The following is a 23,341-nucleotide window of genomic DNA, read 5'->3' as shown; positions in this document are numbered from 1 at the left end:
CGATCCTCCCCCGCCAGGGGGAGGTGGCAGGCGCTTGCCTGACGGAGGGGGCGGTAAGCGACCCATTCGTTCCGTGTCCTCCCCCTCCGTCGCCTGTGGCGCCACCTCCCCCTGGCGGGGGAGGATCGTGACGTCCTTTTCCTACAACCCGATCTGCAAGCTCGCGCGCAGCGACAGCGCCACGCGGCCCTGCTGCTGCTCGGCGCCAAACTCGCCGCCGAGCCGGAACACCGAACTCCCGCCGACCGCGCGCAGCTTGCCGACCCAACCGCTAGTCCGCTCTTCCGGCGTCAGTGTGAACGACTGCTCGCCCTCGAATGCCGCCGTCGTCGCGCCGAGCCCGCCGCCGACGAGTTCGCGCCGGCCGCCTTCCGCCTCGACCCTGAACCAGCCCTGGTCCGGGCTCGTGCCCCCGAAGTTCAGCCCCAGCGCCGTGCTCGCCGTCACCGCCAGCTCGTCGCTGCTGCGCGACTGGACCACGAGGTCGATAGCCTTGCCACCGCCGGTCTCGCTGTAACCGTCCTCCTTCAGCTTGTAATAATCGATGGCCAAGACCGGCCGGAACACGAAGATGCCCTTGCCGCCGTCCCACGAGACGCCGCCCGATGCGGAATAGAGCGTGCCGTTCCAATCGCCGTTCGTGGTCCGATCGACCGCTTCGCTACCGATCGCACCGCTGAAATCACGCGAGCCGTCGAACTTGATCGTGGCACCCGAGACGCGCGCATTGGCCTGCAGACCGCCCCAATGCCCGCGCCAATATCCGGCCAGCTCATACTGGTTCGATCGCACTTCGTTGTTGGTGCCATCATCGGCATCCTGCCCGTTCAGATACGCGAGCGAGGTGCCGAAATTGCCGACGCCGGTCTTGTATTCCGCACCAGCCGAAACGCCCCAGCCGCTGATGTCGTAGCCCGCGGTATCGGCGACGCTTTTCGACGTGCCCCATGCGACCTGCGTTACCCAATAGCCCCACTTCCCCTCGTCCTTGAACGGGCCATGCGGGTCGGCGAGGACGCGGGCGGTCGCGCGCGAGCCCATCGTGACCGCCTCGAATGTGCCGCCGGCATGATCGGGCAGCATCTGGCGGACCGAGCCGCGGAATGCGTCGCCATCGGTGATGTTGAGAAACGCCCCGCCGATCTTCGCGTCGTTGCCGAGCGCCTTGTAGATCGCGTCATAGGCCGACGCCTGCGAGCGGTTGAGCCCGAGTTCGGTCGACGATTTGCGCGCGACGTCGACCGCAAGCTCGTTGCCCGTGGCGGTTGCGATGCTGCCCTTGTAGAGGAACGGGAGCAGAGTCGTGGTCGCGGTGAGGTTTGCGGCACCCGTCAGCGTTCCGGCGCGCAGGACGGTGTAGCGCCCCTCGGCATCGACGACGCTGGTGAGCTTCAGCGCGAGCGTCGAATCCTTGTCGAAGGCTGCAGTGCCCGCGACCTGGATGGCCGTGCTGGTGCCACCAGCCTTGTCGAGCGTCACCGCGAGCACGCCGCCCCCGGCGACCGAGAGCGAGGCGATCGACGCGGCGTTGGTGATGTCGAGCGTGCCGCCGGCCACCGCGACCGCGAGCCCTTGCGCGTTGGCGAGCGTACCCGAGAAGCGCGAGGTGCCGCCGAGCGTCAGCGTGTCGGTACCGCCACCGAAGTCCGCCGCACCGACGAACACCGACGTCCCAGCCAGCGTCAGCGCGTCGTTGCCCGCGCCGAACACCGCGCCGCCGGTGAAGTTCGCGTCGCCCGATAGGGCCAGGCGGTTGTTGCCGCTCCCGAACCGCGCAGTGCCGGTGACGGTGCCGTCGGCGACGTCGAACAGGTCGTTGCCGGTGCCGAAGCGCACGTCGCCGACCATCCCGGGTGCGGCGATGCCGGTCGCGACCGCGGTCTGGCGGACGATCGTGCCGGTCGTGTTCGCCGAGAGGTCGATCGCGACGTTGCGCTCGGAGGTGGCGAGCGCGCCCGATGCGCCGATACTGCCGCTATTCTCGATTAGCGTGACGGTGCCCGACCGGTCGAGGATGCCGATCGCGGTGCCGTCGGCGGCCTGCGCGGTCGCCTTGATCGTGCCGCTGTTGCGGACCGTCGCGACCGAGGCACCGGTGTCGATCAGCACCGCCGTCGAGCGCGATGCCGCCGTGCCGCCGCCGGCTGCCGAGATCGTGCCGGCATTGCGGATTTCGGGGGTCGACGCACCGCTACCGAGCTTCAACCCCGTCGCGCTCGCGCCGTTTGCCGCCGCCGCGACGGTGCCGTTGATGCCGATCCCGCCGGCGATCGTCACCGCGCCACCAAGCCCGCCGATCGCCAGGCCGTTACCCTCGACGCCACCATAGACGCCGCTACCCGCGATGCCGCCGTCGACGATCAAGCCGAAGCCGGTTCCCGTCCCCGCGACCGCGCCGATCGCGACCGCACGCGTCGCCGAGCCGATCTGCACCGCCGGCGCCGCGCCATAGGAGGTGATCGCCGCCGAGCCTTCGGTGGCGTCGGGCAGGCCGTCCTTGTCTTCGTCGGTATCGGTGGTGCTCGCGTCCTTCGGCGGCACCGCGAAGATGATCCCGCCCGAGACGTCGCTGGCGACGACCAGCGCCGATCCGCCCTGCAACAGGTCGTCGGCTTCGAGCTTCGACGGATCGGCGGGGGCCGTCACGTAGCGATAGCCGGTCGAGCCCAGCGCGCCCTGGACGACCAGCGCACCCGTGATGTTACCATCGACGCGTGCAGCCACCGCGCCCTGCCCGATCGCCGCTATGGTGCCCGCGAGCCGGACGTTGCCGGTCACGTCCGCGATCCGCACGCCGGTCGAGCGATCGCCGGTGACCGAGGTCTGCCCGTCATGCGTGAACGCGCCGGTCAGCGGCCCGCCCAGCCAGATGCCCGCGGAATCGTTGCCCTTCACCGTGATCGCGCCGCTGTTGACGATCGCGCCCGTGTAGGCGCCCGCGGTGCGGATGCCGGTGCGTCCGGTGCCCGCCGCGAACGGCCCGTCGAGGTCGCCGTCCTTGTCGGTATCGGTCGCGACATAGCTTTCATCGACGATGATCTTACCCGCCGCCGCGTTGGTGATGCCGCCGCCAGTGCCTGCGTTGGCGAGGATGCCGGTCGATCCGTCGGCGTTGGTGACCTGGATCGTACCTTCGTTGGTGACAGAATTGACGCTGTCGACCGTGACCGCGGTGCCGCTGGTCGGCGTCACCGAACCCGCCGCGGCGATGCGGATGTTGTCGGGTGCGCCCGCCTTGGTCGTCGAGGTCCGCACCGCATCGGTCCGCTTGGTGTCGATCACGGTCTGCGCCTGCAGCGGCGACGTGATCGCGAACAGGCAGGTGGTGGTCAGCAGGAGACGACGCATACGGAACCCTTTTCGATGTGTTTTCGAAAAGAGGACGGAGGCGGGGCTCGCGAACCTTGAACCGCGCGCTATTATCCCGTGGCACCAGGACCCCGGCGGCGCGTTGTCGGCTCGATAATTTCAGGGAAACGCCAGCATGATCACTACCATCGCCGAACTCGACCGCATCCGCGACGACAGCAAGCGGCTCGTCACGACGCGCTCGATGATGTCGGCGGGGGCTGCGGTCGTGCCGATCCCCGGCGCGGATATCGTCGCGGACATCGGCCTTCTCACCAAGCTGCTGCCCGAAATCAGCAAGCGCTTCGGCCTCGATCACGACCAGGTACAAAAGCTCGAGCCGCAGATCGCGCAGCAGGCGCTGGTGATGGCGTCGAGCCTCGGCAACACGATGATCGGCCGGATGGTGACCAAGCGCATCGTCGTCGCCCTGCTCCGCCGCGTCGGCGCGCGCGTCGCGGTGGGATCGATGGCGAAATTCATCCCCTTCGCGGGCTCGGCGGTGGCCGCGACGATCAGCTTCGGCGCGATGAAGCTGGTCGGTAATTCGCATGTCGAGGATTGCTACAAAACCGCGCTGGCGCTGCTCCCCGCCGACCAGCGCGCGCTAGCAAAGGGCTGAAGCCGTTAATCCTCCCCCGCCAGGGGGAGGTGGATCGCGTAGCGAGACGGAGGGGGAGGACACGCAACGGATGTGATTGTTACCTCCCCCTCCGTCTGGCAAGGGACAGCCAGCTCCTCCTGGCGGGGAAGGATTGCAGCGTCAGAACGCCGCGTCCAAACCTATCCGCACCGTCCGCGGTCGCTGCGGCGTAATCTGCCCGCTCCCGACCTGGAACGGCGTCCCCAACGCGAACCGGTTGCCGACGCTATCCGTCAAATTCGTCACCCCGAGCGTCACCCCCAACGAAGCCCGCCCAACCCGCGCCGTCAGCGCCGTATCCAGATAATCCCCCTGCTCCTCGCCGAGCACAGGCCCGACCCCGAGCCGCGACCGCCCGACATAGCGCGCCCATCCATATACCCGCAGTTCCAGATCCCGCCCGACATCCCGCCGGTAATCCGCCCCAAGCCGCCCTGCATAGCGCGCGATGTTTGGCACCTGGCTCATCCGCGCGAGCGCCACGAACAGCGCCGGGCTGGGCTCGGTCACGCGGCTGTCGTTATAGGTGAAGCCAGCGTCGAGCGTCAGCCCGGCGACCGGCTTCCATCCCCCCGCCGCGCTGAACGTCCAGATCCGCCCGTCGCCGATATTGGCGGTGCTCGGCAGGCCGGTCGCGTCGGTGAAGTCAGCCTGGATATCCTGCCAGATCGTGTGCGACACGCTCGCCGACAGATACGCGCTGTCGATTCCCGCAAGCCCATAGCGCACGCCGCTCTCCAGCGTCCGCACGCGATCATTCTCGAACCGCCGCACGAAATCGCTCTCGATCGCCAGCCCGCCCGGGCGGAATCCCTGCTGATACCGTCCGTACAGCGACACCTTCGGCAGCGCCGCAGCGATCAGCGAGGCGGACGGCAGCACGCTCGTCTCGATCCGGTCCGCCGTCACGCGTGCGCGGGCAAGCGCGACCGTCTCCAGCCGCGCCGGTGCGATGTCCTCGCCGGTGCCTGCCAGCGAGGCGCGCGTGACTCGGGCGCCAGCGGTCGCGATCAGTCCGCGCACCAGTTGCACGCTCCCCTCGCCGTACAGCGTCGCCTCGTCGATGCTGTTGGTCACGCCCGTCACCGGCGCCAGCGCATCGACCGGCCCGAGCGACCGCGACAGCCGCGTCCGGTTTTGCGTGAAACTGCCACCGACCACCCAGCCGAACCCGTTCCGCATCGGCCGCCAGACCCGCGTCTCGTTCGCGATCATCGACGTCGCGTTGCGCTGTGCGAACACGCGGGCTTCGCCTTCGGGCAGCGTCGCGTCGTACCGCTCGGTCAGCGCCTGGCCGACGATCCCGGTCGAGGACTTGACCTTCAGCCCGCCGATCGCGCCCGACACGACCACCTGCCCCATCGTGTAATCCGCCGAGAAGCCCTGCACGATCGCGCTCGACCGGGTCAGCGGTGGCGCGTCGCGATCGGCATATTGGCTGTCGTCGCCCTTGGTCCATTGCCCGATCCCGCCAAGATCGACGGTCCACCCATTCCCCGCATCGAGCCTCAGCATCGCGCGCCCGCCGCCGATCCGCGTCCGGTTCACGTCGCGCCGGTCGAGCACCGGATTGTCGATATACCCGCCCTCGCTGACGCCGTAGCCGACGACGCGCAGCGCCACCCGCTCGCCGAGCGGCACGTTCAGCGTCACGCCCAAATCAGCACCCGGATCGCCGTGCCACGTGGCCGACAGACCGCCCGCGATCGACGCCGACACCGCGCCCAGCTCCGGCGCATTCGGCACGGTGCGGATGATCCCGCCGAGCGACCCTGCGCCGTACAGCGTCCCCTGGGGCCCTTCGAGCACCTCGACCGACGCGATATCGTACAGCCGCAGATCGGGATCGGGCGCGTTGTAGCTCAGCCGCAGGTCCCCGAAATATTGCCCCACCGTGGTCTGGGTCGGCCCAGTGAAACTGGAATCGGCGATCCCGCGAATGAACAGCTTGTTGCGCCCGGCGCCGAGATGCGTCGAGGACACGCTTGCCAGCCGCGCAAGGATCGCCTCGGTCCCGCCCGCGCCGCCGAGCGCGAGATCGACCCCGTCGAGCAACGCCACCTGCCCCGCAAAATCGCGCAACCGCACGTCGCGCTTGCTGCCGGTGACGACGATATCCGCGCCCTGGACCACCGGTGCCGGCACGGGCACGATCTTAGGCCGTTTCAACCGGACTATCGCGACATGCGGCGCGCGCGCAACGAGCCGCCATCCCAACGGTCCTGCGGCTGCAACGTCGGCGTTTGCCGCGACTGCCAGCCGGTCGAGCGCCTCGCGCGCGCTCATCCGCCCACGCACTGCCGGCACACGCCGCGCCCACAGCCCCGGATCGCCGATGACGATGCTCGTCCCCGACTGCCGCCCGAGCGCCAGCACCGCATCGCCGAGCCGCCCTGCCGGCAGGTCGACCGCCCCCTGCCCCGCCTGCGCGGGAGCGGCGACGGCGAGCGCCGCGACGACCAGACATCCGCGCATCCTCACGAGCGCGAGGACATCACCCAGTGACCGCCACGCTTGCGGATCGCCACCCCCAGCAACGGCGCGGCCAGCCTCGGATCGCCCACCAGCTTGGCGGTGGCGATGCTGCCGCTGAACGGCCGCTTCGCCACGGTCGGGTCGGCGCGCAGGTCGACGCCGAGCGCGCGCGACAGATCGTCCGCCACCTCCGCCAGCGTCGCGCCTTCATAGGCCAGCACGCTGTCGCGCCACGATCCGACGCTGGCGACATCGACCGCCGTCACGATCGCCTTGCCGTCGCGCACGAGCAGCCCCTGCCCCTTCACGAGCCGGATGCCATCGCGTCCCGGGTTATAGTCGACTGCGCCCTCCGACACCGCGACGTGGGTCTCGCCACGCGCGTACTTGACGTCGAACGCGGTCCCGACATCGACCAGTCGCGCGCCGCCGACGCTCACCTCGAACGGATCGCTATCGTCGTGCCGGACCACGAACATCGCCTCGCCGCGCTCCAGCGTCGCGATCCGCGGGTCGTCGCGATCGAGCATCAGCCGTGTCTCACCACCCATCGCGATGCTGCTCCCGTCAGCGAGCTGCACCGTCCGCATGGCGCCGGCCGCGGTCTCGACCGCATAGGGGTGCGCGCGCGTTTCGAGCGCCTCATAGCCGACGAACAGCGCCAGCGACGCCGCGATCGCGCCGCCCGTCCAGACCGGCCAACGCCGCTTCGGCATCGGCACGACGACCGGTGCCGCCGCCTCGGCCGGCACGGCCGCCGCCATCTCCTCGATATCCGCCGACATCGCATGATACGCCGTCGCATGACGCGGGTCCGCCTCCAGCCAGGCGTGGAACGCCGGCCAGTCGTCGAACGCGTCGCTGCCGGTCTGGACGACCCAGTCCAGCGCTTGCGCGTCGATATCGTCATGCTCCGCCATCATGGCCTCCTATACGCGATGACGGAGACGATCCGGTACGACCTTGAAAACTCAAGTCTCGTCATAGCGCCGCTTTGCATCGATCATCGCACGATACGCTTTCCGCAGGTCGCCCTCGACGGTGCTGAGGCTCACCCCGAACTCCGTCGCGACCGTCCGCTGCTCGACCCCGTCGATCCTGTGCCGTCGAAATATCCCGGCCGCGCGCGTCCCGACCGACTGCAATGCCGCCTCCGCCAACGCCGCCTGCTCACGCGCGATCACGACGCGCTCGGCGGACGGCTCCTCGGACCGATCGAGCGACGCGCCGCCGGTCGCCTCGGTCCATTCCCGATCCCGCTTCTCCGCCTGACGCACCGCGCGGTGGCGGTCGAGCATCAGGTTGTTCGCCATCCGGTACAGATACGACAGCGGCGACGCGATCGGCCCGGTCGGTGCCGATTGTATCCGCATCCACAGCTCGTGCAGCAGATCCTCGGCCGCATCGCCCGCACCGAGCGACCGGAGAAACCGCAGCAGCGTGTCGCGGTTCGCGAGGAAAACGGCCTCAAGGCCCGAGGAGTCCATGTTCCGCCCGTGTCGATAGGCCGCCGATCGGCGCGCCACGGCGCCGGGTTCGCGGGGAGACCTACAGCGCTTGCCCCCCCCGCACAATCGGAACGCGGTCGGAACGGAATCGCGTCCGCCGGGTCAGGCCCGGCTGCTGATCGAGGATGGAACTACGTCTTCCGCGATCCGCACGATACCAGGCGATACTCGGGATGATCGCCCTGTACCGCTGCCAGATGCGAATCCGTCCCCGCCAACCGGCCATGCAACGACGGTCGCAGATGCACGAAGGCGAAACGCGCCAGCATTCCCTCGTCGAGGTCGGTCCGGGGAAAAACCGGCGACTGCGCGCGCCGATTATCGCTGCCCGCCGCTGCATCCGGGTATTTCCCTACTTCTGCGCGCCGCGGTTGGCGGTATCCAGACGGAGATGGCATCCGTTCCCCTTCCCTCTGCCGATCATGTTGCCGATGGCGACGTGCAGGCGCCGTCGCGCGCCGATTGCGCGTCGTGGCTGCCACGCGACCGCGAATGGCTGTTGCTGGCAGGGTATGGCGTAGCGTTTCTCGCGTTGCACCGGCTGGCGATCCTGTGGAGCGGGACAGGCTATTATTCTCTCTGGTTTCCAGCCGCCGGGGTGCGTCTCGCCCTGTTCTGGCGGTTTGGCGCGCGCCTGGCGCCGACTGCGGCGCTCACCGAGATCGCCGTCCAGTGCCTGACCGGAATCGTCGTCTTCACCCAACCCGAATGGCCGCGCGCCATATTCGGCGTCGCCAGCCCCGTATTGGCGTATGGCATCGCGGTCTCGGTGGTGCGCCGGGTCGCCGATGGTGCCACCGGCAGCCTGGCGACCGCGCCGATGCCGCTCGGGCTCGCCTCCGTCCTTGCCCCGCTGACCGCGGTTGCGTTCGCATTGCCATGGTCGATCATCCGGCCCGACCTCACCAACGTCGCCAGCGTCCGCGACGTCATCGCGTCGCTGACCGGGTTCGCGGTCGGCGACATGCTCGGCGTCCTGCTGATTGCCCCGCCGCTGTTGTGGATCGCCGATCTGTCGAGCGGTCGGACGGTCATGCCGGCGATGTTTCCGTCGCGCCGGCACATCGCCGAGGCCATCCTCGTGCTCGGCCTGTCGCTGGCGCTGGTGGCGACGCTCGCGACGATCGGCCTCGGGCTGCCCGCGACCCCGGTGCTGCTCGCGATCGCCTGGATCGGGCTGCGCTTCGGACGGGCCGCGGCGTGGGCGGCGATCGTTGTCACCGCGATCCTCGTGCTGCCCGAGACGACCGGCGCGGTCCCGGTCGACCAGCGGCTCGCGCTTCACATGAGTCTCGCTGCGGTCACCGTGGTGGGCTATCTCGCGGGAAGCTTCGCCGACGCCGAAGCGCGGGCGCTCGCCGCCGTGGCGCGGCGCGACCGGATGCTGTTCCAGGCCGAACGCCTGAAGACGCTGCGCGCGATGTCGGTCGCGGTGATCCACGAGATCAGCCAGCCGCTGTCCACGCTCGCGATCGAAGCGCGTCATCTGGTCGAGATCAGTGCCCGCGCCGATCCCGAGATCGCCGAAACCGCGCGACTTATCGAGCGCAAGACCGCGACGTTGTCGACGCTGGTCCGCCGCCTGCGTCGGTTCGGCGGTCGTGCGGTCGACGAGCCCTCGCTATTGCCGGTCGCGACGCTGCTCGACACGGTCACGGCGCTGGCCAGACCCGAGGCGAGCGTGGCGGGCGTCGCGATCCGTATCGCCCCCGTCGATCCCGAATGGACGGTGATGGCGCAGGAGATCGAGATCGCGCAGGCGCTCGTCAATCTGGTCCGCAATGCCGTGCAGGCGACCGACGATGGCGTGGTCGAGATCGCCGTGACGCGCCGCGACGACCGGATTGCGATTGCGGTCGTCAACCATTGCACCGATCACCCCCTCGTCCATGAGGGCATGGGCGTCGGCTCCCTGGTGGCGAAGGCGATCGTCGAAGCGCATGGCGGCACGCTGTCCCGCGCCGATCGCGGACTGGCGCGGATCGCGCATGTCGTGACCCTTCCGCTTGCCGAAACGCCGATCGGGTATGTCGCATGACGCTGACTTTATGCAGTCCCGCAACGGTGTACGTGCTCGACGACGACGACGATCTCGGCGCCAGCGTTGCTCGCCTGCTGATGCGGCACGGTCACGTCGCACAGGCGTTCGTCGACCCGATCGCGTTGCTGCGCGATTATCCGCGCACCCCTGCCGCCTGCATCATCTCCGACGTGATGATGGGCGACATGGACGGCTTCGCCTTTGCCGATGCCGTGCGGGAACTCGATCCCGACGTCGCGCTGGTCTTCATGACCGCATGGCCCACTACCGCCAACGCGGTCGACAGCGTGCGACGCTATGGCGGACTCGACTACCTCGAAAAGCCGATCGACGAGGACCGCTTGCTGACCGCGGTTGCCGAAGGGGTCGCGTGGTCGAACGGTCGCCGGTTGCTGACACGACGTACCGCGTTGCTGACGACGCGGGAACGCCAGGTGTTCGACATGCTGGTACGCGGCCATAGCAACAAGGCGATTGCGGGCGCGCTGGGGCTCAGCATCAAGACGATCGAAAACCACCGTGCGGCGATCGTTACCAAGACCGGTACCAATGGGCTCGCGCAATTGATCGCGCTCGTCTCATGAACGGTCGCGCGGCTGCAAGCGCTCCCCAATCATCCAGCCAAGGGACGGAAAGGGCGCGCTTTCTTTTGCCGCAACCATGTCTCCATGTCTCAAAGTTGAGCGCTGTGGACATTTCGCGGTTGTACAATCTGGATCAAGTGTCGGCCTTGGCAGGGGGTCGTCGACGGTCGTCGCGCGCACCCGGAAGTGGGATGTGACGATGCTGGTTTTTCCAATGCGCTCGACCAAAAGCGTCGATGGGCTGCTGATCTCGGGACCATCGGTAGAGGGCCAGCTACGATCGCGGATCGACGCGCTCGGCACCATGCGTCCCCGGTCCGCGGGCGCCTTCGAGATTTCGCGCCTGCCGGGGACCGCTCGAGTCCTGGTGATCCCCGAAGGCACCCGGGTCTCCGCGCGGATTCGCAATCGCTATTACGATCGGCTGCCCGATGTCGCCATCGTCGGCCCCTCGAGCCAACCGGTCACCTTGCAGATCAATGGCACGGCGCCGGTCGAAATCCCGTTGAGTCCGCTAGACTGGTCGCGGTTGACGGCCGTCGTGGCAGCGACGATGTCCGATCGGATCGTCGGCGCGCGCGATCTTGGCATTACCTGCCTCGACGACGTGGCTGATTTCGATATGGCCAGCGCGGACGGAACCAGTTCGGACGTGCTCGACTCGGATCTCGCCGACTCGTACGTGGCCGACCCACATGTCGCGGACCTTGCCGCCAGGGCGATCGCGCGGCTTGCCGAAGCGGTGGTCGCGCGCGACATGACGTCGCTCGATGTCGCGACCACCACGCTGATCGCAGAACTGATGGCGCTGATCGACGCCGGTAGCGTCGACGATGCCGCGACTGCCGCCAGTCAATTGGCGACGACTCCGCATAATCTTCGCCGTATCGCACTGCGCTGGTTCGGTTTTCCACCCAAGACGCTGTTGATGCGCCGCCGTTTCATTGCCGCGCTCGAACGGTTTCAGGAGACCGGGATGGATTTTGCTACGATCACGAACTTTGGTTATTTCGATGCGTCGCACTTTCTCCGCGACGCCAACCGCTTTTTAGGGACCACGCCCCGGCGCTATCTTCGCCGCATCGACAAATAATTTCTTGCAAAACCTGGATCTAGTCGAAATGTCTAGGGATAATCCGGCAGTGTGATAATCTAATCTAGATCAAGTCTTACAGATTAGGAAATGAGCATGAGTCATGAACGATCAGATCGTTTGACCACTGCCGAGGCTTGGCAACAGCGGGCGGACTACCACCGCAACCGTGCCGCGCAGGAAAAACTACTTGCCGAGCGTTCGAAGACCGAAGCGGGTCGCGCCGCGCATCGCCTTCTCGGCGACCGGCATCTTCAGATGATGACGTCGGCTGAACATGTCATGGCGATGACCGACCCCGAAATGCCGCAGAGCTCATCCTTGCAGATGACAGGCTGGCTCATGCGGCAATGCTATAGCGATCAATCCTAACGAAGGGTCGGCGTAGCGTCCGCATCGACCGTTCCTAGGTTGATCCCGTCGTAAAGCGCTAGCAACGCCGTTACTTCCTCGACCACCGTCTCTTGTTCGGCCCGCCACCGCGTCGTCGCGTCGTGCTGCGGGATGCCACCTTGTCCGTCATGCAGCGTAAAGCCCTGATCGATCAGCCATATCGCATCTGCCGCCCGGGCGCGCTGACGCCGCAGGTGATAGACCCATTGCTCGATGATTCCCGATGGAACCAGCCTGTCCAGATCGCCCATTCGCAAACCGGTACGGCAAGCGCCACGGCAATGCCAGAGTGCAACCGATCAATCCGCACTCGCCGAGAATCGCACGGGATCCGCGCGCGCATCATGGTCTCGCCGCGGTACTCGGTGATCGAGCATTCCTCTTTTTGTAACGCCCCCGCCGCCCAAACACGCCGACGACGCTTTGCGTGCGGCACGCAGATCGTTAGAGCGCGCGGCGATGAACGACCCTTCCATTATCCGCCGCCTTTATGGCCGACGCCAAGGCCACAAGCTTCGCCTCGGCCAGGCCGCGCTTGTCGAGGAAACGCTTGCGGACCTTTCGGTACCCGACGAGGGTCCCCTCGACGCCGCGACGCTGTTCGGTGATACCGACGGCAATGGCCGTTCCCTCCATGTCGAAATCGGCTTCGGCGCGGGCGAGCATCTTGCCGCCCAGGCTGCGGCCAATCCCGATATCGGGTTCATCGGCTGCGAGCCGTTTCTCAACGGCGTGGTCGGCGCGCTCTCCCATATCCGCGACGGGGCGCTGACCAACGTTCGGCTGTATATGGGCGATGCCCTCGAAGTCATCGAGCGCTTGCCCGATGCCAGCCTCGACCGTCTCTACCTTTTGCACCCCGATCCCTGGCGCAAGGCGCGCCATGCCAAGCGGCGCATGGTCAATCACGGACCGCTCGATACGATCGCCGCCAAGCTGAAGCCCGGCGCGGAGTTCCGGCTCGGCACCGACGACCCGACCTATTGCCGCTGGTCGATGATGATCATGAATGCGCGCCGCGATTTCGTCTGGCAGGCCGAAACCCCACACGACTTCCTAACCCGCCCCGACGACTGGCCCGAGACGCGCTACGAACGCAAGGCGCGGCGGCAGGGTCACGAGGTCTGGTACTTCCGGTACATCCGGACCTGACGGCGGGCGGTTTTCAGCGACGATCCAAAGCTTTCGGGCCATCTCGTCGGTGGACGGTGATTGTCCGGCGTGAGGCTTCTCGCTTACAAGGGCTCCAACGAGGCGCATCGGCTACCAGTGCGCCCAGGGAGAGACAATGGCTCGTCAGCTCGAACGATTCCCGAACCTCGTCTCGATGTTCTTCGCGCGCGCCGCGGAGAGAGGCGACGCGCCGTTTCTCTGGACCAAGGCGAGCGGCGCCTGGGTCGCCACCAGCTGGGCCGACGCGGCGCGGCAGGTCGCGAGCCTCGCCACCGCGCTCACCGCGATCGGCCTGAAGCGCGGCGACCGCGTCATGCTGGTCAGCGAGAACCGCCCCGAATGGTGCCTGAGCGACCTCGCGATCATGGCGGCGGGGTGCATCACCGTGCCGACCTACGTTACCAACACCGAACGCGATCACCTCCACATCATCGAGAATGCGGGTGCCTGCGCGATCATCGTGTCGACCGCCAAGCTCGCCAGGACGTTGCTCCCCGCGGTGGTGCGCTCGAACCAGGCGCAGACCGTCATCGGTCTCGAGGACATCAAGGTCCCCGCCGGAATCGATTTCCACAACTGGCACGCTTTGATCGCCGCGCACCAGACCGCCCCCGAAACCGCCGCCGCCCGCGCCGACTTCGCGCGCGAAGACCTCGCCTGCATCATCTACACCTCGGGCACCGGCGGCGCCCCGCGCGGCGTGATGCAGCACCACGGCGCGATCCTCCACAATTGCGCAGGGTGCGCGAACGTGATCTCGGAGGATTTCGGCTGGGACGACGAGGTATTCCTGTCGTTCCTGCCTTTGAGCCATGCCTACGAACACACCGGTGGCCAGCATTTCCCGATCTCGCTCGGCGGCCAGATCTATTACGCGGAAAGCCTCGAAAAGCTCGCCGCCAACATCGAGGAGACGCGCCCGACGATCATGTTCGTCGTCCCCCGCCTGTTCGAGGTCCTCCGCACGCGCATCTCGAAGACGATCGAGAAACAGGGCGGTGCCTCCGCCTACCTCCTCGCCCGTGCGCTCGAGATCGGCGGCAAGCGCTACGCCGGCCGCCTCCGCCTGATCGACCGCCCGATGCAGGCCGCCGTCGCCACCCTCTTCAAGCCGAAGATCTCGAAGAAGTTCGGTGGCCGGTTAAAGGCGATGATCTCGGGCGGTGCACCGCTCAATCCCGAAGTCGGCCTGTTCTTCGAGTCGCTCGGGCTGACGTTTCTGCAAGGCTATGGCCAGACCGAAGCCGCCCCCGTCATCTCCTGCAACCGCCCCAAGGCCGGCGTCCGCATGGACTCGGTCGGCCCTGCGCTCAAGGACACCGAGGTGCGGATCGCGGAGGACGGCGAGATCCTGGTGCGCGGCGAACTCGTCATGCACGGCTATTGGCGCAACGACGCCGAGACCGCGAAAGTCCTGAAGGACGGCTGGCTGCACACCGGCGACATCGGCGAGATCGACGATCGCGGCCGGATCCGCATCACCGACCGCAAGAAAGACCTGATCATCAACGACAAGGGCGAGAACGTCGCCCCGCAAAAGGTCGAGGGGATGCTGACGCTCCAGCCCGAGATCGTCCAGGCGATGATCGTCGGCGATCGGCGGCCGTACATGGTCGCGCTGGTCGTGCCCGATCCGGAGTGGACGCAGGAATGGTGCGCCGCCAACGGCGACGCGTGCAGCTTCGCGCGGCTGGCGGAGAATAGCGAGTTCCGCACGGCCCTGGGCGCGGCGATCGAACGCGTGAACAAGGATTTGACGGTAACCGAACGCATCCGCCGCTTCGTGCTGGCGGATGGCCCGTTCACGATCGAGAACGAGCAGCTGACGCCGAGTTTGAAGATCCGCCGGCATGTGTTGCGGCAGGTCTACGGCGAAAGGTTGGACGGCTTGTATAAACCCTAAAACCTAAGCCCTCTCCCCTCCGGGGAGAGGGAGGGGCCCGCCCGTGCTTGCGGGTGGGAGCGTGAGGGGCGTGAGGCTCGGGCGATCATCCCAAAGCCCCTCACCCTTCCGTCGCCAAGCGGCTCCTCCTTCCCTCTCCGCTGCAGGGAGAGGGGCAAACCTCACTTCTTCGCCGCGTCCGGCACGACCGCCATCGTCCAGTCCTTTTCCGGCCGCAGATACTTCGCCGCCGTCGCCTGCAACTCCACGGGCGTCGTCGCGACCAGATCCGAAGCGATCCGCTGCGTCGCCGCGATCCGCCGCGGGTCGAACGTCGCGCCCCCCAGCTGCTGCAACCAGAACTGGTTCCCGGTCGAGGCGCGCAGGATATACTGCCCCATCGGCTTCTTGATCCGGTCCAACTCGTCCGCGGCGATTGGCGTCGACACCAGCTCGGCCGCGATCTGCCGCGCGATCTGGAAGAAGAACGACACCTTCTCCGGCGCGACCTGCCCGATCGCGACCATGCGGCCGCCGGTGTTCATCCCGACCGGCCACTGGCTCGACACGTTCGGGCTGTAGCTCGCCCCTGCCGCCTGCCGCAGCCGCTCGAACAGACGATCGCTGAACACTTGCGCCAGCACGTCCAGGCGCCGCGCCTCGACGATGTTGTCGATCCCACCGCCGGTCGGCCAGGCGATCACCGCCGCCGCCTGGTTCTCCGGGCCGGTATGCGCACGCATCACCGGCGTCGTATTATGCGCCGGAAAACCGACCGGAGCACCGACCGTAGACACCGCCGTCCGCGGCTTCATCGCCCCGAACGACTTGGCGACTGCGGCAATCGCCTCGTCCGCCTTCACGTCGCCGAAGATCGAGACTTCGATCGGTCCGGTCTTCAGGATCGGCTCCCAGAACGCACGGAAGTCCTTCGCGTTGAGCGCCTCGACGGTCTCCTTCGACGGCGTCCCCCAGCGCGGATCACCGGCCCGCAACAGACCTTCGAGATCGCGCGACAACACGCCATCGGGCGACGAATCATACCCCGCAAACCCGGCCAGCGCCGCCACTCGCGCACGCGCCACCGGCGCCGGATCCCAGGCCGGGAAGGCGAGCTTGGCCGCCATCAGCCGCAACTGATCCGAATAATCCGCCGGCGAGGTGATCGCGCCGAGCGTGAACGCGTCGTCGTCGATCCCGAAGTCGAGGCCGATCCGCCGCCCCGCGGTCAACTGGTCGAGATCGCCCTGGTCGAGCTTGCCGATGCCGCCCGCAACCAGCGCGAGATCGCCCGCCCAGGCCGGCGTCGGCCGGTTCGACGGGATCGCGGTATAGCCGCCACCGAACCGCACGCGCACGTAAACGCGCCCGGTCTCGCCCGCGTTGGGGAACAGCAGCACGCGCGTCCCGTTCGCGAAATTCACCTGCTCCATGTCGAACGCGGTGATCTTTTCGCGGCTCGCGACCGTCCCCGGCTTGCCGAGCGACGGCAGGTTCGAGAAATCGACCGACGCCTGCGCGCGACGCTTGCCCGCAAGCCCCGAGACGTCCGCCTTCAACGCGGTCGCCAGCTTGTTCGCAGCACCGGCATCGGGCGTCTGCGTATTCACGAGCGCCCGCGTCGCGGTGCCCTCGAAGATCGCCTTGCTCGAGGCGAGCAGCGTGGCGGGCGTGAACATCCCCTTCGCCTTGGCGTCCTGCAAAATCTTGTAGGACGTCTCGGGCCCCGCCACCGTCTCGCGGATGTCGAGCGCGCCGACCATGTCGTCGGCCTGCTTCGAGCCGGCCTCGACCTTCGCGGTCTCGACGCTGGTCCGCATGATCGTGTCGAAATCGGCATATTCGCGGTCGACCTCGGCCTGGCTCGGCGGGTTGGTCTGCGCGTCGGCGATCACCGCGCGCACGTCCTTCAACGCCGCTTCCCAGTCCGTGCCGATCGGCACGATGTTGACGCTGGTCAGGTTCGCCGAGCGCGACACGTCGTCGATCGACACGCTCGCCTGAAGGAAACTCCCGCCCGCACGCGCCCGCGTTTCCAGACGCCGGCTGATCAGCCGGGTGGCCAGCACGTCGACCAGCCGCTTCTGGTTCATGATCGCGGTGTCGTCCTTATACTCCCACGGACGGACCACGCCGAGCGTGACCACTGCCGGAATCGCAGGCTCGGCGACCGTCGCGGAGACCGGCGCCTTCGGGTCAGGCTTGCCGAAATCGGGCGCGGGCACGACCGGGTCGGTGCGCTTCCAGTCGGCAAAGTTCTTGACGATCAACCGCCCGAACAGCGCCGGATCCATGTCGCCCGAGATGATGACGACGGTGTTCTCCGGCCGATACCAGCGATCGTGAAACGCCTTTACCGTGGCGCCGGTGGCGGCCTCCAGCGTGTTGATGTTGCCGATCGGCGAGCGATCCGCGAGCGGCTGTCCGGCGAAGAACGTCGCGCGGATCGCATCGCCGAACCGCACCTGCGGCCCCGGCTGCTCGCGCTGTTCGGCCAGCACGATCGGGCGCTCGGCGGCGACCGACGCGTCGGTGATCGTCGGCTTTTCCATCATGCCGGCCATGATCTTCAGGCTCTCGTCGAGCCCCGCCTGCGTGGCCGAGGGAAGATCGAGCTTGAACGTCGTCGAGGTCGGCGTGGTCTGTGCGTTGGTATCCGACCCGAAGGTCGCCCCGAACCGCTGCCACACGCGCTTCGCCTCGCCGTCCGGCACATATTCGGACCCGCGGAACGAGAGATGCTCGATGAAATGCGCAAAGCCGCGTTCGCTGTCGGTTTCGTTCAGCGAGCCCGCATCGATCCGCACGCGTACCGAGACCTGGCCCGGCGGCACGCCGTTCTTGCGCACCGCGAACCGCATGCCATTGGGCAGCGTCCCGAACTTCCACTCCGGGTCCCGCGTGAGGTCGCTGCCCTTGTAGAGCCACGCGGTCGTATCGATCCCGGTCAGCTCGGGCAGCGTCGGCGCTTCTTTAGCGGGTGTGGAGGCGGCCTGCTGACTTGCCATCTGGCCGCTCGCCGGGATAGCGAGGCCGAGCAGGACGGGTAGCAGGACGGGAGCGCGATACAGGCGCGATAAGGATACCATGGCGCATCTCTAGCGTCCCCGCGCGCGCATCGCCAGCGTCGCACCATGGGTGGGGGTCGCGGCTGCCATCATTTCGTCCAACACCCGCGGTATATCGTGTTCAAACAAAGGGATCGGCGCCGTGACGCGTCGGGATGCAGGATAGAGATGACGGTCGAAGCGGAACTGGGGCAGTCTTCATTGTGGCGAGATTCGGGCGAGCCGGCCGTACGCCGCAGCACCCGCATGCCTGATCTCGCGCGCGTGCCCGATCTGAACGTCATCTCCGGCGCACCCAGGCCCGGCGCGCCGATGGTCGCCGAAGCCAACCGCCCTTTGATCATCCGCATCGGCAAGCATTTACGCGGCGTATTCGACCGGATGATCGCCTCGTCCTCGCTGGTCGCGAACGATCCGGTGCTCGACGTCCGCGATTTCGCCTGGACCGCGGTGCTGCGCGAGAACTGGGCCGCGATCCGCGACGAGGCCGTACATGTCGCGCTCAAAGGCGAGGCGTCGCCCAGCCTCGCGACGATCTCGCCCGATCATCGCTCGATCGCCGAGGTCGACAAATGGCGATCGTTCTTCCTCTACGGCTACGGCTATCCGATCGAGGAGAGCCTCGCCCGCTGCCCTCATACGGCGGCGGCAGTCGCGCGCATCCCTGGTCTCAACAGCGCGTTCTTCTCGATCCTCGCGCCCGGCACGCACATCCCCGAGCATCGCGGCGTGACCAAGGGGCTCATCACCTGCCACCTCGGCCTGATCGTGCCGCGCGACGGCGACGTCCGGATGCGCGTCCACGACCGCGTCGTGCGCTGGGCCGAAGGCGAGACCTTGGTGTTCGACGACACCTACAACCATGAGGTGTGGAACGACACGAACGGCACGCGAGTCGTCCTGCTGATCCAGTTCGAACGCCCCCTGCGCAACCCCGGCAAGTGGATCGCCGACCTGTTCCTCGGCATCGTCCGCCGCTCCGCCTTCGTCCAGGACGCGGTCCGCAACATCGGCAGCTGGAACGCCGCGGTGAAGGCGATGGACGTCTGAGTTTATCCAATCAATGATCCAATAATCAGTCGCCATAGCCAAGTCCGTCACCCCAGCGAAAGCTGGGGTATCCCGGTTCGGGCCACCCGCGTCCCAGCGGGAGACCCCAGCTTTCGCTGGGGTGACGGACTTTAGTGGTGAGGACGTTCGGATCTTCTCTAAGTTAAGCCCCCCGCCCCTCACCCCCCGAAAGAAACCGTTTCCCGTTCCGCGCTTGATCCACCGCGCTCGTCGGGCCACATGCGGTGCATGCTCATCGAAACGGAATCAACCCCGAACCCCTCGACGTTGAAGTTCCTGCCGGGACGCGCCGTCATGGACGCCGGCACGCGCGACTTCGCCACCCCCGAGGAGGCCGAGACCAGTCCGCTGGCCGAGGCGATCTTCAATCTCGGCGACGTGACCGGCGTGTTCTTCGGCCGCGATTTCGTGTCGGTGACCGCCGCGCCGGGCGTCGCCTGGTCGGACCTGAAGCCCGACGTGCTCGCGATCCTGCTCGATCATTTCTCCGCCGCGATGCCGCTGTTCAAGCCTGCACGCGCCGGTTTCTCGGTCCCGTCCGACGAGCCCGCTCTGTCGGACGACCCGGCCGATGCCGAAATCGTCGCGCAGATCCGCGAACTGATCGACACGCGCGTCCGCCCGGCGGTGGCGAACGACGGTGGCGACATCGTCTATCGCGGCTTCGACAAGGGCAAGGTGTTCCTCCAGCTCCAGGGTGCCTGCGCCGGCTGCCCGTCGTCGAGCGCGACGCTTAAGAACGGCATCGAGCAGCTCCTCAAATACTACGTCCCCGAAGTCACCGAAGTGCGAGCCGTCTGATGCGCCAGAAACTCGACGATAGCGTTCTCGACACCGTCTTCCGCGACGCACGCACCTATAACGGCTACACCGACGAGCCCGTCGCCGAGAGCGAATTGCACGCGATCTGGGACCTGATGAAGTGGGGCCCGACCTCCGCCAACCAGCTGCCAGCGCGCCTGATCTGGTGCGTCAGCGACGAATCGAAACAGAAGCTTGCCGATGCGTGCAGCGCGCAGAACAAGCCGAAGATCCTGAACGCCCCCGTCTCGGTGATCATTGGCATGGACACCAATTTCCACGAACACCTCCCCGAGTTGTTCCCGCACGCCGATGCGAAGTCGTGGTTCGACGGCAACGCCGAACTGCGCGAGGCCTCGGCGTTTCGCAACTCGTCGTTGCAGGGTGCGTATTTCATCATCGCCGCGCGGATGCTCGGACTCGATACCGGGCCGATGTCGGGCTTCGACGCGGGCAAGGTCGACGCGGCGTTCTTTCACGACACGCCGGCGGTGCGGACGAATTTCATCTCGACGCTCGGCCACGGCGATCCCGCGACGATCTACGCCCGCTCGCCGCGTCCCGACTTCGCGAAGTTCAACACGATAGCCTGAACGCGCTAGCCGACTGCGCTAGCCAAATACCGTCACCCCAGCGAAAGCTGGGGTATCCCGGTTCTGGCCACGGCCTTCGCCAACCGGGAGACCCCAGCGTTCGCTGGGGTGACGGACGTTGGGATGTGACGGAATACACAATGCGCACCTTAGTCATCGAAACATCCACCACAGCCTGCTCGGTCGCCCTCCTCGAGTCCGGCGCCGTCATCGCCCGCGCGCACGACGTCGTCGGCCGCGGCCATGCCGAGCGCCTTATCCCGATGATCGCCGAGCTCCCCAACGGTGGTCGCGCCGACCGCATCATCGTCGACTGCGGCCCTGGCAGCTTCACCGGCGTCCGCGTCGGTATCGCCGCCGCCCGCGGGCTTGCGCTCGGCTGGGGTGCGAAGATCGCCGGTTTCTCCTCCCTCCCCCTCGTCGCCGCCGCCGCTTTCGCCGACCGCTTAACCGACGATATTGCGGTCGTGATGGAAGGGGGCCATGGCGAAGTCTTCATGCAAGCCTTCGCCACCGATCTGTCGCCGCGATCCGACATGGTATCGCTGAAGCCCGCCGCCGCGCTCGCCGCGCTGACAGGACGGCGCGCAGTCGGCAACGGCGTCCGCTGGCTCGCCGCGCTCGACGACACGATCGACCTGACCGAGGCGCTCCCCGACGCAGCCTCCGCGATCCTGCTCCCCGAGACGCTGAGTGCACTCGCTCCAAGCCCGATCTACGGCCGCGCCCCCGACGCCAAGCCCTCGGTCCCGAAATAATGGCCACCCGCCAAGTCGCGACCCGCGCGGTCTCGCTCCGCACCGGCGACGCCCGCGATCTCGCGATCGTCGACGCGCTGATGACCGAGGCGTTCGACCCGCGCTACGGCGAGGCGTGGACGCGCAGCCAATGCCTTGGCGTGCTCGCGCTCACCGGCGTCCACCTCACGCTTGCGTTCGTCGACGAGTTCCCGGCGGGTTTCACCATGACCCGCACCGTCGCCGACGAAGCCGAGCTGCTGCTGATCGCGGTGGCCCCCGACTATCGTCGCCGCGGCGTCGGCACCGCGCTGATCCGTGCGGCGATCGCCGAATGCTCGGTCGGCGCCATCGCGAAACTCCACCTCGAAGTCCGTGCGGGCAACGAGGCCGTCAAGATGTACGGCGCGCACGGCTTCACCAAGGTCGGCGAACGTCGTGCCTATTACCGCGGCAAGACCGGCGTCGCGTATGACGCCCACACATATTCGCGAGTTATCACCGGTTAAGGCTTATTGCGAGTCACTATCCCTTTTCGCAACAGCGCGAACGTCCTACATGGGGTGCAACGAGGGAATGACACATGCCGCGCAAGATCGATCTGGAAGCACTCTGCAACGAGAAAGGCCTGCGCATCACCGAGCAGCGCCGCGTCATCGCGCGCGTGTTGTCCGAGGCGGATGACCATCCCGACGTCGAGAAGGTCTATGAGCGCGCATCGCAGATCGACCCCGGCATCTCGATCGCGACGGTGTACCGCACGGTCCGGCTATTCGAGGAAGCCGGCATCCTCGACCGCCATGATTTCGGCGACGGTCGTGCGCGCTACGAGCCCGCGCCCGAAGCGCATCACGATCACCTGATCGACGTCGAGAGCGGCAAGGTGATCGAATTCGTCGATCCCGAACTCGAGCAGTTGCAGAAGGCGATCGCGGAGAAGCTCGGCTTCCGACTGGTCGATCACCGCATGGAACTCTACGGCGTCGCGCTCACCCGCAAGGACTGACGCGATCGGCCGGATCCGCTTTGGCGCGCGGCTGGCGGCGTTGCTGCTTGCGCTGATCGTCGCGCTGCCGTTGCATGGCGCATGGCGACTGTTCGGGCGGAAGTCGCCCTGGCCACCACGCTTCCTGGGGCTGGTCGCGCGGATTGTCGGCGCTCGAGCCCGCGTCGAGGGCGCCCCGCTCCAACACGACGTCGTCTTCGTCTCGAACCACCTGAGCTGGATCGACATCCTGCTCCTCTCCGGCGCGACCGGCAGCGCGTTCGTTGCGAAATCGGAACTCCGCGCTGCCCCGCTGGTCGGCTGGCTCTGCACGCTGAACCGCACAATCTTCGTCAGCCGCGCCGACCGCATGGCCGTAAACGCGCAAATCGCCCAGATCCGCGACGCGCTGGCGGCAGACTGGCCCGTCACCCTCTTCCCCGAAGGTACGACCGGAGACGGCGTTACCCTGCTCCCCTTCAAGGCCGCGTTGCTGGCCGCGCTCGACCCGCCCCCGCCGGGCGTAAAAGTCCAACCCGTCCGCATCGACTATGGCACGGCGACGAGCGAACTCGCCTGGGTCGGCGACGAGCCCGGCCAGCACCACGCCGCCCGCGTATTGCAACGAAAGGGCAGCTTCGTAGCAACGCTGCACTTCGCCGAACCCTTCGACCCCGCAGAGTATGGCGACCGAAAAGCCATAGCCGCCGAAGCAAGGCGCCGCATGGAAGCGCCGTAGCTCAAACAAAGAGTGTTCCCCCGCGAAGGCGGGGGCCCAGTCTGGACTCCCGCCTTCGCGGGAGAACAAGGAAGGGAAGCTCCTACCAACCCCAACACAAAACCCTACCCCGGCAAAACCCCACCCCGGCGAAGGCCGGGGCCCAATTGGAGGACGGTGCTAACGGAAGACGGCGCTCCGTTACTGCGACCTTTCCAATTGGACCCC

At 67.2% G+C, this 23,341-nt stretch carries 21 protein-coding genes; 14 read left to right on the top strand and 7 right to left on the bottom strand.

Going from position 1 to position 23,341, the window contains the following annotated elements:
* Positions 1–141: 141 nt before the first annotated feature.
* Positions 142–3,348 carry an autotransporter outer membrane beta-barrel domain-containing protein gene (locus tag SPHN_RS09215; RefSeq protein ID WP_248522850.1) on the bottom strand — a complete coding sequence of 1,069 codons (3,207 nt, stop codon included), beginning with the start codon at positions 3,346–3,348 and terminating at the stop codon, positions 142–144.
* A 136-nt stretch (positions 3,349–3,484) separates the two neighbouring features.
* Here SPHN_RS09215 and SPHN_RS09210 point away from each other — a divergent pair, with 136 nt between their 5' ends.
* Positions 3,485–3,970 (top strand): hypothetical protein, encoded by a 486-nt coding sequence (locus tag SPHN_RS09210; RefSeq protein ID WP_248522849.1) that lies wholly within the window; start codon positions 3,485–3,487, stop codon positions 3,968–3,970.
* Positions 3,971–4,111: 141 nt separating this feature from the next.
* Here SPHN_RS09210 and SPHN_RS09205 read toward each other — a convergent pair whose 3' ends face one another.
* From SPHN_RS09205 to SPHN_RS09190, 4 genes are all read right to left on the bottom strand, one after another.
* Entirely contained in the window at positions 4,112–6,466 is a 2,355-nt protein-coding gene (locus SPHN_RS09205; RefSeq protein ID WP_248522848.1) for a TonB-dependent receptor, read from the bottom strand.
* Between the two features lie 2 nt (positions 6,467–6,468).
* On the bottom strand, positions 6,469–7,386 hold the full coding sequence (locus SPHN_RS09200; RefSeq protein WP_248522847.1) for a FecR family protein: 918 nt from the start codon (positions 7,384–7,386) through the stop codon (positions 6,469–6,471).
* Between the two features lie 51 nt (positions 7,387–7,437).
* Positions 7,438–7,953: a sigma-70 family RNA polymerase sigma factor gene (locus tag SPHN_RS09195; protein WP_248522846.1), complete on the bottom strand. Its 516-nt coding sequence runs from the start codon at positions 7,951–7,953 to the stop codon at positions 7,438–7,440.
* 152 nt (positions 7,954–8,105) lie between these two features.
* On the bottom strand, positions 8,106–8,243 hold the full coding sequence (locus SPHN_RS09190; protein ID WP_248522845.1) for a hypothetical protein: 138 nt from the start codon (positions 8,241–8,243) through the stop codon (positions 8,106–8,108).
* Positions 8,244–8,365: 122 nt separating this feature from the next.
* On the opposite strand from SPHN_RS09190, the gene SPHN_RS09185 reads away from it, so the two are divergent.
* The 4 genes from SPHN_RS09185 to SPHN_RS09170 all read left to right on the top strand — a co-directional run bounded on the left by SPHN_RS09185 (position 8,366) and on the right by SPHN_RS09170 (position 12,064).
* Entirely contained in the window at positions 8,366–10,012 is a 1,647-nt protein-coding gene (locus tag SPHN_RS09185) for an ATP-binding protein (RefSeq protein ID WP_248522844.1), read from the top strand.
* Entirely contained in the window at positions 10,009–10,599 is a 591-nt protein-coding gene (locus SPHN_RS09180) for a response regulator transcription factor (protein WP_248522843.1), read from the top strand. Before SPHN_RS09185 ends, SPHN_RS09180 begins: the two co-directional genes overlap by 4 nt.
* 199 nt (positions 10,600–10,798) lie before the next feature.
* The gene (locus SPHN_RS09175; RefSeq protein ID WP_248522842.1) at positions 10,799–11,692 is read left to right on the top strand and encodes a helix-turn-helix domain-containing protein; all 894 of its coding nucleotides are present in this window, start codon (positions 10,799–10,801) and stop codon (positions 11,690–11,692) included.
* A gap of 96 nt (positions 11,693–11,788) precedes the next feature.
* Positions 11,789–12,064 (top strand): hypothetical protein, encoded by a 276-nt coding sequence (locus SPHN_RS09170; protein WP_248522841.1) that lies wholly within the window; start codon positions 11,789–11,791, stop codon positions 12,062–12,064.
* Here the strand turns inward: SPHN_RS09170 and SPHN_RS09165 are convergent.
* Complete coding sequence (locus SPHN_RS09165) at positions 12,061–12,336, bottom strand: hypothetical protein (RefSeq protein WP_248522840.1); 276 nt, start codon at positions 12,334–12,336, stop codon at positions 12,061–12,063. The genes SPHN_RS09170 and SPHN_RS09165 overlap by 4 nt on opposite strands.
* A gap of 208 nt (positions 12,337–12,544) precedes the next feature.
* On the opposite strand from SPHN_RS09165, the gene trmB reads away from it, so the two are divergent.
* Both trmB and SPHN_RS09155 read left to right on the top strand, forming a co-directional pair.
* Entirely contained in the window at positions 12,545–13,237 is a 693-nt protein-coding gene (trmB, locus tag SPHN_RS09160) for a tRNA (guanine(46)-N(7))-methyltransferase TrmB (RefSeq protein WP_248522839.1), read from the top strand.
* Between the two features lie 136 nt (positions 13,238–13,373).
* Positions 13,374–15,161 (top strand): AMP-dependent synthetase/ligase, encoded by a 1,788-nt coding sequence (locus SPHN_RS09155; protein ID WP_248522838.1) that lies wholly within the window; start codon positions 13,374–13,376, stop codon positions 15,159–15,161.
* A gap of 161 nt (positions 15,162–15,322) precedes the next feature.
* Here the strand turns inward: SPHN_RS09155 and SPHN_RS09150 are convergent, their stop codons facing one another.
* Positions 15,323–18,229: a M16 family metallopeptidase gene (locus SPHN_RS09150; protein ID WP_248522837.1), complete on the bottom strand. Its 2,907-nt coding sequence runs from the start codon at positions 18,227–18,229 to the stop codon at positions 15,323–15,325.
* A 147-nt stretch (positions 18,230–18,376) separates the two neighbouring features.
* Here SPHN_RS09150 and SPHN_RS09145 point away from each other — a divergent pair, with 147 nt between their 5' ends.
* The 7 genes from SPHN_RS09145 (at position 18,377) to SPHN_RS09115 (ending at position 23,134) form a co-directional block, all read left to right on the top strand.
* Entirely contained in the window at positions 18,377–19,258 is an 882-nt protein-coding gene (locus tag SPHN_RS09145) for an aspartyl/asparaginyl beta-hydroxylase domain-containing protein (RefSeq protein WP_248522836.1), read from the top strand.
* 249 nt (positions 19,259–19,507) lie between these two features.
* Positions 19,508–20,080: a NifU family protein gene (locus tag SPHN_RS09140; RefSeq protein ID WP_248522835.1), complete on the top strand. Its 573-nt coding sequence runs from the start codon at positions 19,508–19,510 to the stop codon at positions 20,078–20,080.
* Entirely contained in the window at positions 20,080–20,673 is a 594-nt protein-coding gene (locus SPHN_RS09135; protein ID WP_248522834.1) for a malonic semialdehyde reductase, read from the top strand. The genes SPHN_RS09140 and SPHN_RS09135 overlap by 1 nt, the downstream gene beginning before the upstream one ends.
* A gap of 140 nt (positions 20,674–20,813) precedes the next feature.
* Positions 20,814–21,431: a tRNA (adenosine(37)-N6)-threonylcarbamoyltransferase complex dimerization subunit type 1 TsaB gene (tsaB, locus tag SPHN_RS09130; RefSeq protein ID WP_248522833.1), complete on the top strand. Its 618-nt coding sequence runs from the start codon at positions 20,814–20,816 to the stop codon at positions 21,429–21,431.
* Positions 21,431–21,919: a GNAT family N-acetyltransferase gene (locus SPHN_RS09125; RefSeq protein WP_248522832.1), complete on the top strand. Its 489-nt coding sequence runs from the start codon at positions 21,431–21,433 to the stop codon at positions 21,917–21,919. Before tsaB ends, SPHN_RS09125 begins: the two co-directional genes overlap by 1 nt.
* A gap of 74 nt (positions 21,920–21,993) precedes the next feature.
* A complete protein-coding gene (locus SPHN_RS09120; protein ID WP_056047123.1) occupies positions 21,994–22,416 on the top strand; it encodes a Fur family transcriptional regulator in 423 nt (140 codons plus the stop codon).
* Positions 22,417–22,456: 40 nt separating this feature from the next.
* Positions 22,457–23,134 (top strand): lysophospholipid acyltransferase family protein, encoded by a 678-nt coding sequence (locus SPHN_RS09115; RefSeq protein ID WP_248522831.1) that lies wholly within the window; start codon positions 22,457–22,459, stop codon positions 23,132–23,134.
* Positions 23,135–23,341: the final 207 nt, after the last annotated feature.

Source organism: Sphingomonas faeni, from assembly GCF_023195535.1.
Taxonomy (GTDB): Bacteria; Pseudomonadota; Alphaproteobacteria; order Sphingomonadales; family Sphingomonadaceae; genus Sphingomonas; species Sphingomonas faeni_B.
This window is presented reverse-complemented; position numbering and strand designations above follow the sequence as displayed.

Excerpts from the sequence above, each read along its gene's own strand:
- SPHN_RS09120 (WP_056047123.1), top strand. The coding sequence starts at position 21,994 with ATGCCGCGCAAGATCGATCTGGAAGCACTCTGCAACGAGAAAGGCCTG.
- SPHN_RS09190 (WP_248522845.1), bottom strand. The coding sequence starts at position 8,243 with ATGCTGGCGCGTTTCGCCTTCGTGCATCTGCGACCGTCGTTGCATGGC.
- SPHN_RS09145 (WP_248522836.1), top strand. The coding sequence starts at position 18,377 with ATGACGGTCGAAGCGGAACTGGGGCAGTCTTCATTGTGGCGAGATTCG.
- SPHN_RS09180 (WP_248522843.1), top strand. The coding sequence starts at position 10,009 with ATGACGCTGACTTTATGCAGTCCCGCAACGGTGTACGTGCTCGACGAC.
- trmB (WP_248522839.1), top strand. The coding sequence starts at position 12,545 with ATGAACGACCCTTCCATTATCCGCCGCCTTTATGGCCGACGCCAAGGC.
- SPHN_RS09170 (WP_248522841.1), top strand. The coding sequence starts at position 11,789 with ATGAGTCATGAACGATCAGATCGTTTGACCACTGCCGAGGCTTGGCAA.
- SPHN_RS09125 (WP_248522832.1), top strand. The coding sequence starts at position 21,431 with ATGGCCACCCGCCAAGTCGCGACCCGCGCGGTCTCGCTCCGCACCGGC.
- tsaB (WP_248522833.1), top strand. The coding sequence starts at position 20,814 with ATGCGCACCTTAGTCATCGAAACATCCACCACAGCCTGCTCGGTCGCC.
- SPHN_RS09200 (WP_248522847.1), bottom strand. The coding sequence starts at position 7,386 with ATGGCGGAGCATGACGATATCGACGCGCAAGCGCTGGACTGGGTCGTC.
- SPHN_RS09185 (WP_248522844.1), top strand. The coding sequence starts at position 8,366 with ATGGCATCCGTTCCCCTTCCCTCTGCCGATCATGTTGCCGATGGCGAC.
- SPHN_RS09175 (WP_248522842.1), top strand. The coding sequence starts at position 10,799 with ATGCTGGTTTTTCCAATGCGCTCGACCAAAAGCGTCGATGGGCTGCTG.
- SPHN_RS09135 (WP_248522834.1), top strand. The coding sequence starts at position 20,080 with ATGCGCCAGAAACTCGACGATAGCGTTCTCGACACCGTCTTCCGCGAC.
- SPHN_RS09205 (WP_248522848.1), bottom strand. The coding sequence starts at position 6,466 with ATGCGCGGATGTCTGGTCGTCGCGGCGCTCGCCGTCGCCGCTCCCGCG.
- SPHN_RS09155 (WP_248522838.1), top strand. The coding sequence starts at position 13,374 with ATGGCTCGTCAGCTCGAACGATTCCCGAACCTCGTCTCGATGTTCTTC.
- SPHN_RS09150 (WP_248522837.1), bottom strand. The coding sequence starts at position 18,229 with ATGGTATCCTTATCGCGCCTGTATCGCGCTCCCGTCCTGCTACCCGTC.
- SPHN_RS09210 (WP_248522849.1), top strand. The coding sequence starts at position 3,485 with ATGATCACTACCATCGCCGAACTCGACCGCATCCGCGACGACAGCAAG.
- SPHN_RS09140 (WP_248522835.1), top strand. The coding sequence starts at position 19,508 with ATGCTCATCGAAACGGAATCAACCCCGAACCCCTCGACGTTGAAGTTC.
- SPHN_RS09195 (WP_248522846.1), bottom strand. The coding sequence starts at position 7,953 with ATGGACTCCTCGGGCCTTGAGGCCGTTTTCCTCGCGAACCGCGACACG.
- SPHN_RS09215 (WP_248522850.1), bottom strand. The coding sequence starts at position 3,348 with ATGCGTCGTCTCCTGCTGACCACCACCTGCCTGTTCGCGATCACGTCG.
- SPHN_RS09165 (WP_248522840.1), bottom strand. The coding sequence starts at position 12,336 with ATGGGCGATCTGGACAGGCTGGTTCCATCGGGAATCATCGAGCAATGG.